Source organism: Bacteroidota bacterium (genome assembly GCA_005882315.1).
Classification (GTDB): Bacteria; Bacteroidota; Bacteroidia; order Chitinophagales; family Chitinophagaceae; genus VBAR01.
This window is the reverse complement of record VBAR01000001.1, coordinates 2,359,176-2,371,696: the sequence shown is the minus strand read 5'-3', so window position 1 is coordinate 2,371,696 and position 12,521 is coordinate 2,359,176. Positions and strand designations below refer to the sequence as shown.

At 38.8% G+C, this 12,521-nt stretch carries 8 protein-coding genes and 1 pseudogene; 3 read left to right on the top strand and 6 right to left on the bottom strand.

The features are described from left to right. Positions 1-14: 14 nt before the first annotated feature. Both gatA and E6H07_09795 read left to right on the top strand, forming a co-directional pair. On the top strand, positions 15-1,457 hold the full coding sequence (gene gatA / locus E6H07_09800; GenBank protein ID TMI66172.1) for an Asp-tRNA(Asn)/Glu-tRNA(Gln) amidotransferase subunit GatA: 1,443 nt from the start codon (positions 15-17) through the stop codon (positions 1,455-1,457). Positions 1,458-1,467: 10 nt separating this feature from the next. Further along, entirely contained in the window at positions 1,468-2,532 is a 1,065-nt protein-coding gene (locus E6H07_09795) for a lytic transglycosylase domain-containing protein (protein ID TMI66171.1), read from the top strand. 10 nt (positions 2,533-2,542) lie between these two features. Here E6H07_09795 and E6H07_09790 read toward each other — a convergent pair whose 3' ends face one another. Beyond that, the gene (locus E6H07_09790) at positions 2,543-2,923 is read right to left on the bottom strand and encodes a hypothetical protein (protein ID TMI66170.1); all 381 of its coding nucleotides are present in this window, start codon (positions 2,921-2,923) and stop codon (positions 2,543-2,545) included. Between the two features lie 48 nt (positions 2,924-2,971). Continuing rightward, positions 2,972-4,192 carry an anthranilate synthase component I family protein gene (locus tag E6H07_09785; protein ID TMI66516.1) on the bottom strand — a complete coding sequence of 407 codons (1,221 nt, stop codon included), beginning with the start codon at positions 4,190-4,192 and terminating at the stop codon, positions 2,972-2,974. A gap of 204 nt (positions 4,193-4,396) precedes the next feature. On the opposite strand from E6H07_09785, the pseudogene E6H07_09780 reads away from it, so the two are divergent. Further along, positions 4,397-4,591, top strand: a pseudogene (locus E6H07_09780) (hypothetical protein). Between the two features lie 228 nt (positions 4,592-4,819). On the opposite strand, the gene E6H07_09775 reads toward E6H07_09780, so the two are convergent. The 4 genes from E6H07_09775 to E6H07_09760 all read right to left on the bottom strand — a co-directional run bounded on the left by E6H07_09775 (position 4,820) and on the right by E6H07_09760 (position 12,515). Next, on the bottom strand, positions 4,820-6,088 hold the full coding sequence (locus tag E6H07_09775; GenBank protein ID TMI66169.1) for an adenylosuccinate synthase: 1,269 nt from the start codon (positions 6,086-6,088) through the stop codon (positions 4,820-4,822). Between the two features lie 308 nt (positions 6,089-6,396). Continuing rightward, positions 6,397-9,120, bottom strand: a complete 2,724-nt coding sequence (locus E6H07_09770) for a T9SS type B sorting domain-containing protein (protein ID TMI66168.1) — start codon at positions 9,118-9,120, stop codon at positions 6,397-6,399. A gap of 105 nt (positions 9,121-9,225) precedes the next feature. Next, positions 9,226-11,475: a bifunctional (p)ppGpp synthetase/guanosine-3',5'-bis(diphosphate) 3'-pyrophosphohydrolase gene (locus tag E6H07_09765; GenBank protein ID TMI66167.1), complete on the bottom strand. Its 2,250-nt coding sequence runs from the start codon at positions 11,473-11,475 to the stop codon at positions 9,226-9,228. A gap of 140 nt (positions 11,476-11,615) precedes the next feature. Beyond that, positions 11,616-12,515: a type IX secretion system membrane protein PorP/SprF gene (locus E6H07_09760; protein ID TMI66166.1), complete on the bottom strand. Its 900-nt coding sequence runs from the start codon at positions 12,513-12,515 to the stop codon at positions 11,616-11,618. Positions 12,516-12,521 lie beyond the last annotated feature (6 nt).

Here is a 12,521-nt window from a genome sequence, read left to right as displayed (position 1 = left end):
AAAAAGGGAAGCTTTTGTTTGAATACACTTCCATTGAGCAATACCATGCACAATTGCAAGAAGGAACTACCTCCTGTTTGCAGGCTGTTGAGTATTACCTCGAAAAAATAAAAAGTACATCCCATCTTAATGCATTTATTGAAGTGTACGCTGAAGAAGCTATTCAAAAAGCAAAAGAGCTGGATAAAAAAAGAAGTGCAGGGCAACCAACTGGCAAATTATATGGGGTTGTGATTGCTCTAAAAGATGTGATCTGCTATAAAGATCATCATGTATCTGCTTCATCAAATATTCTCAAAAACTTTAACTCTATTTATTCTTCTACTGCAACGGAAAGATTGATCGCTGAAGAGGCAATCATCATCGGCAATTGCAACTGCGATGAGTTTGCAATGGGCAGTACCAATGAAAATTCTTCATATGGCCCGGTATTGAATGCAACGGATGAATCAAGAGTACCTGGTGGCTCATCAGGCGGTAGTGCAGTTGCTGTACAGGCAGGACTCTGTATGTTATCATTGGGAAGTGATACAGGCGGCTCAGTAAGGCAGCCTGCTGATTTCTGTGGCATCGTTGGTCTGAAACCTACTTATGGACGTATTTCAAGATATGGTTTGATCGCCTATGCTTCTTCGTTTGATCAGATCGGAATTTTCGGAAAAAATATTTCGGATGTTTCCAAAACACTTGAAGTAATTGCCGGGGCAAATGATTTTGACAGTACAGTTTCGCAGAAAGAAGTTCCGGCTTATTCTTCTTTGCTTTCCAATGATAAGAAATTTCGGGTTGCTTATTTTAATGAAGCCCTGAATCATCCCAGTCTTGATAAAGAAATTTCATCGGCAATAAATAATACGATTGAAAGGTTAAGGCAGGATGGACACCAAGTAAATTCAGTTGAATTTGATCTGCTTGATTATATCGTTCCTGCTTATTATGTACTTACAACAGCTGAAGCATCTTCTAATCTTTCAAGATTTGATGGAGTAAAATATGGGCATCGCACAGCTCAAAAAGATATTGACCTCACTGAGTTTTATAAACAAACAAGAAGTGAAGGATTTGGAAAAGAAGTAAAACGCAGGATCATGCTTGGCACATTTGTGCTTAGCGCCGGTTATTATGATGCTTATTTTACCCGTGCACAAAAAGTGCGGAAGCTATTGAAACAAAAAATTGAGCAGGTGTTTAAAGATTATGATTTCATTATCATGCCTACCTCACCTACTACAGCATTTAAGCTGGGTGAAAAAATGGATGACCCAATTGCTATGTACCTCGCTGATATCTACACAGTAATGGCTAATCTTGTTGGTATTCCTTCTATTTCTATTCCACTTTACAAACACAGCAATGGTATGCCCTTCGGCCTGCAGGTGATGGCTAACAGTTTTGATGAACTATCTTTGCTTCAGTTTTCTGAAACAGCAATGAACAGTCTTGCTTCAGAAAAATAAGCAATCAATCATGCGGTTAATCCCGACAGTTTTATTTCTAATTATTAGCCACCTGAGCATTCAATCTATAAATGCACAAGGCAGTGTTGTTGATAGATCTGTTCCCAAAGACACCATCATAAAAAAAGACTCAGCAGTTATTGTTCAGATGAATGATTTAAAAGCAGGGTTTAAGGATCTATTCATCAGCGATAAAAATTCAGACGGTCTTGATGTAACCACACTCAATCCAAGAGCTATCAGTTTTGTTGAAGATTATATGCAGAAAAACAGCAAGAAGCTGAATGATATGAAAGGCTGGGGCAAACCTTATTTTGATATGATGGATGTGATACTATCTCAACATGGCATACCGAGAGAAATGAAATACCTCGCTGTAATTGAATCGCATTTGAAATCATATGCTGTTTCGTGGGCAGGTGCTGTAGGCCCATGGCAGTTTATGCCCGCTACTGCAAGACGTATGGGCCTCGTCGTAAACTATAGCATTGATGAAAGAACAAACTATTTTAAAAGCACACATGCCGCAGCCAGTTATTTAACCGAACTTTATTCACAGTATGGTGATTGGTTATTGGTAATTGCAGCATATAATGGTGGCCCCGGTAATGTAGATGCTGCTATCCGCAGAAGTAAAAGCAAAGACTTTTGGTTATTACAAAACTATTTGCCAACTGAATCGAAGAATCATGTAAAAAAATTTATTGCCACGCATTATATTATGGAAGGCCAGGGTGGCATTACTACAGTAACCAAACAGGAAGCAAGTGAGTTGAGATTAAATACAGCTAAATCACCCAATGAATTAACTGCTGAAGAAAAAAATAATTCAAAAACAATAACACTTACCGGCCGCTATAACTCAGTTGTATTGACAAGTAAAATAACAATGGATATACTAAGCTTTAACCGCTACAATCCCGATTTTGATAAAACTCTTGCAGCAGGAAATAGTTTTGAATTGAGATTACCTATCGATAAGATGGACCTGTTCGCTGCGAAAAAATCGGAGATACTGTATGAAAGCACTATGCTACTTATGAATTCTGTGAATGACCCGAAGAAAGGATTCTAATTTTATATAGCTAAAGCTTGTTGTTTCTCATAAATCTTCTAAGATTAAAAAGTTCGAACGAAACACCTTCAGTAATGACTGCTAGAGGATCATTGTAGTAATTAATTATTATTAGCGTATTTCTTCTGACTCTATCTAATGATAGAAAAGCTCCAGTATTATTTATAAAAACCATAAGCCCTTTATCACTTTTCCTCCTTTTAAACTCAACCGGAATTAATGCATGTGAAATTGGGCCTACCGATACGATTGTATCAAGCAATGTCGTCTTATGATGTCTGATCACTACTGTATCCTCGAAGAATGTCGAGCCTAAACAAACTACTGTTTTCTTTTGTCCAAATGATTGATTCGCTAACAAAATCAAACCTATAAATAATAAATATTTCATTACTATCATTTTTTACTTTAGAGACATTGAGTAATTTACAAAAATCAATCACATCAATACTTTTTTCATCGCTTCTGCTTTCATTTCACATTCCTCCCACTCTTGTTGTGGATCGCTATAAAAAGTAATACCGCTGCCTGCCGGAAAAGAAAGATATTTTTTATCCGCATTATAAAGAATACTTCTTATCACTACATTAAAATCAAAATCACCTTCAGGGCTAATATAACCAACGGCTCCGGAGAATAAACCCCTTTTTGTTTTTTCATATTGCTCGATCAGCTCCATCACTCTCTTTTTCGGTGCACCTGTCATACTTCCCATCGGAAAAGTGGATCGAATGATCTCACTGAATGGAATATCTTTTTTCACTTCGCCACTTACTGTACTTATCATCTGGTGCACTTGCGGAAAAGAATAGATGCCGAATAACTCATCGACTTTTACTGTGCCCTCCTCACAAACTTTTGCCAAATCGTTCCGCACCAGATCGACTACCATTACATTTTCACTTCTGTCCTTTGCACTGTTGTATAATCCTTGTTTTTGTTTTTCATCCTCTTCTTTCAGAGCAAGATTTCTCTTTGAAGTTCCTTTTATCGGTTGAGATAAAATTTTATTTCCTTGTTTTTTTAAATATCGTTCCGGGCTGGCACAGAGTAGCCATTGATCATTTAGTTTATACAAGGCAGAAAAAGGATTGGGAGAAAGTTCAGAAAGTTTTTTGTAAACATCGATTGGGTTTATTATTGCATCTTCTGCATAGAACTCCTGACAGAAATTTATTTCATAGCAATCTCCACGAAGTATATGCTGCTTTAGCTGAGTAATGAGTTCACAATACTGTTCTTTGTTTAACCTGTTTTTTATTTTTACAATACCTGGAGAAAAAACATCACTGACCTCACAGTTACTAATTGAATCAAAAACAAAATCCGGGTCTTCAGCTTCGATCATCATTTCATTTTCATTTAACCGGATGATGATCTCCGGTTCAAAAAAATACAGATCAGGAAAATCAATACTCTCCGGCTTTGCTGAACTGAGTTGTTCAATTTCATTTTTCAGATCATAACCCAAATGACCGAACAACCATCCGGGTTTTTCATTGATGAATTTCTGTAATTGTTCCAGCGCATTGCCCGCATTGCATTTTATACTTCTTTTTGCACCGGCTGCCAGCAGGCATTCAACTGAATGAGGTGATATCTGGTAATTATGATTATCCAGGAAACAAAAAATGCTGAACCGGTTGACCCAGTTCAGCATTTTTTGTTTGGTTTGCCTGAAATCTGTAATAGTAAATGTTTGTTTACTCAAGCAAGCCAGTTTATTATCGGGAATTAATAATCGTCTTGTTCTTCGTCATCATCAAAATCATCACCACCACCAAAGAGATCTTTGAATTCATCGTCTACTTTAAAATCATCCTCTTCTTCAGCTTTACCGCCGGCTTTTTTACCTTTTGATTTAGGTACATCAAATTCCTCGAAGTCGGGATCCCATTCCTCTTCTTCTTCGGGTTTTTCCCAATCATCTTTTACATCTTCCGCATCATCATCGTCATCATCTTCATCAGTTTTTTTAGACGAAGCTTTGCCTGCTTTCTTTGCCGATGGTTTTACATCTAATTCCTCATTTTCTAATTCATCATCGTCATCATCTTCTTCCATTTGCTTTTTGGGTTTAGATGTTTCTTTGCCTTCATGATTGCTTCCAGCACCATGATTAGTTTTCCCGGCGGATTTAGTTGGCTTAACAGATTTTGACATAACCTAATTAAGATTGTTTCCGTAAAATTTCAGCGAAGTTTTTAATTGACCAAATTTTTAAAATACTTTTTTTGGCTATTTTTTTATTAACGTACAACCGCCCACGTAATTATCTTAATCCTGGTTATTTACTAACCTGGATCAGTTGATCACGGCCCGGGCCATTGGAGATGTAATGTACATTAACTCCGAGATATTTATTAATAAAATCAACGTATGAGTGCATAGTGCCCGGCAGGTCTGAAGCGGTCTTTGCAGTACTGCTGGGTATATCCCATCCTTTAAATTTTTTATACACCGGCTCAATTTTCACTTTTCCCATATTCATTGGTACTTCAGCGGTTTCTTTACCAGCAATTGAATAAGCTGTACAAACTTCAAGCTCTTTAAATGAATCCAGTACATCAGCCTTGGTCATAATGATCTTTGTAACACCATTTATCATGCAGGCAAATTTCAATGCTACAAGGTCGATCCATCCGCAACGGCGAGGCCGGCCAGTTGTTGCTCCAAATTCATTGCCAAGCTTTCTCAATTCTTCACCAATTTCATTTTCTAATTCTGTCGGGAAAGGTCCACCGCCTACCCTTGTACAATAAGCTTTTGTTACACCCATTACATCCCTGATCTTTTGTGGTGCAACACCCAATCCATTACAAACACCTGCGGTGATCGTATTACTTGATGTTACATAAGGAAATGTTCCAAAGTCTATATCGAGCATACTTCCCTGCGCACCTTCGGCCAACACTCTTTTTCCTTTGGTCAGCTGGTCATTGATGAAATACTCACCATTCACAATATTTAACTGTCTTAACAATTCCAATGCTTCAAAAAATTCTTCCTCCCAGGCGCTGATATCTTCTGAAAAAGAATAATTGTCTAACAAACGCTGGTGCTTAAGACGAAGTTTGATATAAGATGTAGTAAAGTTTTTATCCAACAGGTCACCAACCCGCAATGCGTTACGGCCTGTTTTGTCCATATAAGCCGGCCCAATCCCTTTTAAAGTACTGCCTATCTTTTGTGTTCCTTTTGAAAGCTCTGCTGCTTTATCTAATGCACGATGAGTAGGAAGTATCAGGTGTGTACGATCGGAAATGAAAAGGTTTTTTTTAACATCAATACCAAATCCGGCAACTATCTCACATTCCTTTTTTAATGTTACCGGGTCAAGCACTACTCCATTACCAATTAAGTTAGTTGCTTTTTTATGAAACACACCAGAAGGAATCTGGTGCAACACCACTTTTTTATCTTCTACATACAAAGTATGCCCGGCATTAGGGCCGCCCTGGAAACGGGCTATCACGTCATAATCTTTTGCGAAGTAATCAACTATCTTTCCCTTTCCCTCATCACCCCATTGTAAACCGAGAATTACATCTACCATATTAAAACCCCCAACCCCTAAAGGGGAGATAAGAAACTCCTCTTTTCGGAATTATTTTATGAATTAAAATTATTTTTTGTTTACCAACTGTATTGCTACTATTTAACTTCTGTTGCGACGCTCCCTTGTACTTTCTGTAATTCTATTCAAGATTATTTCCGACAGAACTTGCTATTACAAAATGAATCTTCAATCTAAGTCTCTCCGCCGTGGCGGAGGACAGGGGGTTTCAACGGCGGCAAAAATAAGGGAACAAAAAAAGCTACCGTGTAATTCCGGCAGCTCTTTTAAAGTTTCTTTCCACAGCACTATCTTATAAGAACAACCGTTCCTTTTTTCGTTATTACCCTTCCGTCACGGGTTACACCCTGCGCAATCCATGCATAAGTACCTGAGGCCTGTTCTCTTCCACCCAATCTTCCATCCCAGCCATCCCAGAGTTTATTTGTGCTGAAAACCATTTGCCCCCAACGATTAAATACTTTGAAATATTTTAATTCTTGTATACCCACAGGGAAAGGATAGAATTTATCATTTAGCCCATCTCCATTCGGCGTAAATCCTGTTGGCGGATAAAGATCGGGACCCTTATACACCTGAATTCTTATACTTGCTTCGCCGATACATCCCGCCTGTGAACTGGCAGTAACTATCAATATCACATCTCTATCAACAGTGATAACAGGATTTGGAATATCGGTTCTGTCCAAATCATAACCCGGTGACCAGCTATAATTTGGCGCAACAGAAGTAGCCAGCAGCTGGAACTGATCGCCTGCATGTACGATCGTATCCTGCGGATAAGTTCTCACTTTTATTGGTGGAGTTACATCTACCGTTACCTGGTCAGTTACAAGCGAAGGACAACCATTTGCGTCAGCAACGATCCTAACAGAATAGGTCATTGTATTATCCGGTTTTGAAACAGGGTTTGATACACCTATGCTGGTTAAAAATGTTGATGGAGCCCAACTATATACAACGCCGCCACTTGCCTGCAATTGATAGGTTTGTCCATAACAAATAAATCCATCAGGGCCAGCTGCGGGTATCGGCGCCGCATTTACCCTTACCAATGCTGTATCTTTTTCTGTACAACGTCCCAAAGTATACGAAACAATGTATTGCTGTGTTGTAACAGGATTAGCAACCGGATTAGCAGAATTTGGATTACTTAATCCAATTGCAGGACTCCAACTATAATTAGTTGCGTTTGAAGTAAAATTAAGTTGCGTTGAACTTCCTTCACAGATCGTTGGATCTGTTAATGGGGTATGTGTAAGATTGGATGTAAGACCCACTATAAAACTTTGGGTATCTACACAATTCAGGTTATCTCTTACAGTGATCATATAATTTCCCGGAGCAACAAGGAACGAATCAGATGATTGATAAGTAGTGGCATCAATTGAATACTGATAGCTTGAATTACCGCCGGCAGCATTTACTACTATCAAACCATCATTACCTCCATCACAGCTTGCAGTCGCTGTATTTCCTGATAACGATAAAACAGCAGGTTCGTTTATAGGAATATTTACAGTACGAATGCAGCTGTTTGCATCCCGTATTGTAACAATATGGTTATTGGCATTAGCATTATTGAAAGTTCCTGATGACTGGTATGCGCCGCCATCTAATGAAAACTCATATGGTGCCATACCGCCGGAAGCTGTTACGTTTATTATACCATTGCTTTGCCCATTGCAAACAACAGGTGTTGATGTAAATGAGGAAACAAGTGTCGTTGGCTCGGCGATAGTAGCAGTTGTAGTGTTACCGCATCCACTGCCTTCTTCAAAATAAATTGTATAGGTACCTGCAGGTAAATTAGGAAACACATTTGATGTTTGCCAGTTTATGCCATCCAAAGAATAACGAAATGGTGGATTGCCAGGTGTTGGGGTACTGACAGTGATAGTGCCTGTTGAACTACCATTACAAACAGCATCAGTTGTAGTAGCTGTTGCGGATACGGTTGCCGGTGCCCTGTTTATCCTGATAGTATCTGTACCAAATATCTCAACTGTCGGATCATCTATTTTTTCATAAACAGATCTTACAATATAAGTTGTAGTTGGTCCGGGCGGAGGACAAATATTTGGAAAGCTTGCTATTAATGTACCTGTAGCACCAGGAGAAGTAGTGCCTGTTGCTACTAACACTCCTGTAACAGTATAAAGTTCGACTCTCTTAAATAATGAAGGGCCTCCATCTGGCACAAACCGCCAGCTTTCATTCATACCCATGCTTCCCCATGAGGGATCACTCATTCTTCTGCCGGGTGCCATTAAAGCTTGTGTCCGGGTAAAATCCTGGATGCCCACCATTGCTTTACCCTGAATCCATCCCGGACATATCTGCATGTCAAAAATTTTTACTTCAATTATTCCTGTTGATTCATATAAAATGATCTGGTGAGTATTTTCAATCAAACTCGTACAACTAAACAATGGCACTTTGAAAAAACTCAACACCCATTTACGTGTTGGCGCTGAACCGATCGTTTGGTATTGTACTCTTTGAAATGGAGAAGTAGCCTGTCCGGGAAAAAGATCATGATATGGCCCCATTATCAAAGCCCTGTCATATAAAGCATTCGGAAGGTCACCGTTATTTTGCCAATGTGCAAAAAGACCTGCTCTTGTAATATCAAAACTTATATACCCGTTTGTACTTGCCACTAATGAACTATAAGTTGTGCCATAAAAAGGAAAATTAAATCCCATATTAATTACAGAACTGTATGTGTCATCAACAGCAAGATTAGTAGGTGCACCACCTGGATCATTAGCAGGAACATAAGTAGGAGAACATGCCGGCACACCTAATATAGGTAGAGGATTTAGAGTATATGTATTTGTTTGACGATGAATATCCGGGATCAAAGCTTGTATATTCAAACAACCTGTAGGGCCGCAACCAACCATGGTTATATCCCTTGAACAGTTAAATGTAAACCCCTGCCCGTTGCTGAAAAAAGAAAATAAAATGAATAGCAGTAAAAGTACGATTAGTCTTAAACCTCTCATGAGCGATTGCAGTTGGTAGTGATAAAATGGAAAGGTTACAAGTTAATAAAATCCTTCTCAAAATTCAGAGAAAATTTGCCTAGTTTTTAACATCAGAATGTGGATTTACGATGGCAGATTATTTAAATCTTCAGTATCAAATCGTTCTACTTTTTCAATGCCACCAAGATCAATTAAGCGTTGAACAAGATTATCCAGTTCTTCCTTATCATGCACAAATAATTTGATATTTCCTTCAAACAATCCTTCTTTGGCTTCTACAGTGAGTGCGGCAATATTTATTTTCAACTCACCCGATATCAGGTTTGTAAGTTTATGAATGACACCAACATCATCCAATCCCACTATGCGAACACCGGTGAGGAAGGATATCTCTTTATTCTTGGCCCATTTTGTTTTTACTACGCGATGGCCATAGTTGGCTAATAGTTTAGCCGCATTGGGGCAATTGGTTCGGTGAATTGTTAATCCCTTTCCTGTTGTTACAAACCCAAATACGTCATCACCCGGAATAGGCTTGCAGCAATTAGCAAGATTATAAACGATCCTATCACTGCTTTCACCAAAAATGATCAGCTCGGTTTCTTTTGCATTCTTGTTGGGAACATAAGATTCATGTTTCAACTCTGGTTGTTTAACCGGTTTCGGTGCTTCCAGTTTATCGCCATAAACTTTGAACTCTTTTAGTTCTTTCAAATCAATATTCTTAATAGAAATATTGTAATAGAGATCAAGTGCCGAACTGAATTTATAAAAATGAACTACTTCATCAATGTTATGTTGATTAAACGCAGCTCCCATTCCTTCTACCTTTCGCTGCATAGTGTACTTGCCATCATCAGCTATTTTTCTTTTCTCTTCTTTAAGGGCATCTCTTATTCTTCCTTTTGCTTTTGATGTTACAACAAAACCCAGCCAGTCTTCATTTGGTTTTTGTTTATTACTCGTAATTATTTCCACCTGGTCGCCACTTCGTAGTTTATGGCTAATCGGAACGAGTTTGTGATTTACTTTGGCACCAATTGTTTTTATACCAATAGCACTGTGAATTGAAAATGCAAAATCAAGTGCAGTAGAACCGACGGGTAACATCTTTACATCACCCTTTGGTGTGTACACATAAATTTCTTCTGTAAGAAAACTTGTTTTGAAATCCTGTAAAAAGTCAACACTGTCTGTATCCTGGTTGGCCAGCACTTCACGTATCTGGTGAAACCATTTATCAAAACGGCTTTCATCACCACTATCTTCTTTATACTTCCAATGTGCGGCAAGTCCTTTTTCCGCAATTTCATTCATACGTCGTGTACGTATCTGCACTTCTACCCAGCGGCCTTGCGGCCCCATCACTGTTGTGTGCAATGCTTCATAGCCGTTACTTTTTGGATTACTCAACCAGTCACGCAATCGTTCCGGTGATGGTGTATACTCATCTGTAATGATCGAATACACTTTCCAGCATTCTTCTTTTTCTTTTTCTGGTGATGAATCGAGAATGATGCGGATAGCAAAAAGATCATACACTTCTTCAAAGGCCACTCCTTTCTTTTTCATTTTATTCCAGATAGAGTGTATGCTTTTGGGGCGGCCTTGTATTTCAAATTTAAAATCTGATTTTTCCAGTTGCTCTACCAATGGTTTTACAAACTCATTGATATAACGGGTACGTTCACGTTTTGTTTCTGCCAGTTTCTGTGCAATGTCTTTGTAAATATCCGGCTCCATGTATTTCATGGCCAGGTCTTCCATCTCCGTTTTGATAGTATACAAACCCATCCTGTGTGCAAGTGGCGCATAGATATAAACTGTCTCGGAAGAGATCTTCAATTGCTTTTCCCGCTTCATACTATCCAGCGTACGCATATTATGTAAGCGATCGGATAGTTTGATCAAAATCACACGGGGATCATCTGTAAGCGTAAGTAATATCTTTTTAAAATTCTCAGCCTGCTGCGATGCATTTACATCCACAATGTTTGCGATCTTGGTAAGACCATCAACAATTTTTGCGATCTCACTGCCAAACTCACGTTGAACATCTTCCATCGTCACATCGGTATCTTCAACTGTATCGTGTAACAAAGAACAAATAGTTGAACGTACACCCAAGCCAATTTCTTCAACACAAATTTTTGCAACTGCTAAAGGATGCAGAATATAGGGTTCACCACTTTTGCGGCGCATGGTCTTATGGGCCTCCGCAGCCATTTCAAATGCAATGCGGATCAGGTCACGGTCTCCCGGCTTCAGTTTTGTTTTTAATGAACGTAAAAGGGAACGGTATTCCCGCAGGATCAATTTCTTTTCCTGCTCCTGAGTGAGGTTATATTTTGAGGGCCGTTCAAGCGTTTCCATTAGTCTACGAATTTACTGAAAATAGCTAAGAGTGTAAAAGAGTAAAAAGAGTTTAAGGAGTTAAGATTTCGGGAATAAAAAAGGAGGAAAAGAGCAAACTACTTTACTCTTTTCCTCCTTTTCTCTTTAATCTCTTAGTCCTACTTCAAAAAATCATATCGCAGCATCACTTCATGTGCATTGCCACCTTTATCATAAGTACTAAGTGGTGTAGTGAAAATATCGAATGAATAACCAACTGTAAATTTCTTTTTGATATGTACTCCTGCGGAAAGCATCCAGCTCTGATGTGCCCGGAATCCTACTCCCCAAAAGAATTGCTCTTTATGTTCAACTCTTACACCACCCTGGAATTCCAATGGCGAATTGGGTAAATAGATAAAAAGAAAATTGGGGATGACCTCAGTGTTTGCATCGGTTCTCCATTTGTAATTAGCATGTAAATAATAATGCCTGTACAACTTTCCTTCTTCAGTTCGATTATAGCTGCCACTGTAAAAATCGAGCTTTGACTGAACAAGCTGACTTACCGATGCACCAACCTGAAGTTTTTTTGCAGTGTAGTTAATACCAAATCCTGCATCTGCTTTAAATTGGGTATCTGTGCTTCCCAATACCGGGTCATTTGAACCCAAAGCCTGTTGCAATTTTGCCTGGTCAAAAGAAAACTGCTGTAGTCTTGCTTCGATCCCCAATGAAAATGATGCTTCATTCTTCAATTGAATTTGATAAGCATAGGCCAGTTGGGCGCCTATACGTTTTGTAGGACCCGTTACATCATTGTATAAGTAAGCCCCCAAACCGGAATTTATGTTTGGCAAATAAAATGAACCAAATAAAAACTGTGTTTCAGGTCCACCGGGTACTCCGCTCCACATGCTCCGAAAAGAGCCGCCGACCATTCCATGTTTGTTTACACCGGCCATAGAAGGATTGTGCAAAGAGCCTTGCATATCATAAAAAGAAGATGATGTTAATTGCTGACCAGAAACATTCGCTGAAATCAGTAATATCAAACCAATGTTTACAATGTGTTTCATAATAAT

Coding starts and splice junctions, on each gene's coding strand:
- E6H07_09795 (TMI66171.1), top strand. CDS start 1,468: ATGCGGTTAATCCCGACAGTTTTATTTCTAATTATTAGCCACCTGAGC.
- E6H07_09790 (TMI66170.1), bottom strand. CDS start 2,923: ATGAAATATTTATTATTTATAGGTTTGATTTTGTTAGCGAATCAATCA.
- E6H07_09785 (TMI66516.1), bottom strand. CDS start 4,192: ATGCTGAACTGGGTCAACCGGTTCAGCATTTTTTGTTTCCTGGATAAT.
- E6H07_09775 (TMI66169.1), bottom strand. CDS start 6,088: ATGGTAGATGTAATTCTCGGTTTACAATGGGGTGATGAGGGAAAGGGA.
- E6H07_09770 (TMI66168.1), bottom strand. CDS start 9,120: ATGAGAGGTTTAAGACTAATCGTACTTTTACTGCTATTCATTTTATTT.
- E6H07_09765 (TMI66167.1), bottom strand. CDS start 11,475: ATGGAAACGCTTGAACGGCCCTCAAAATATAACCTCACTCAGGAGCAG.
- E6H07_09760 (TMI66166.1), bottom strand. CDS start 12,515: ATGAAACACATTGTAAACATTGGTTTGATATTACTGATTTCAGCGAAT.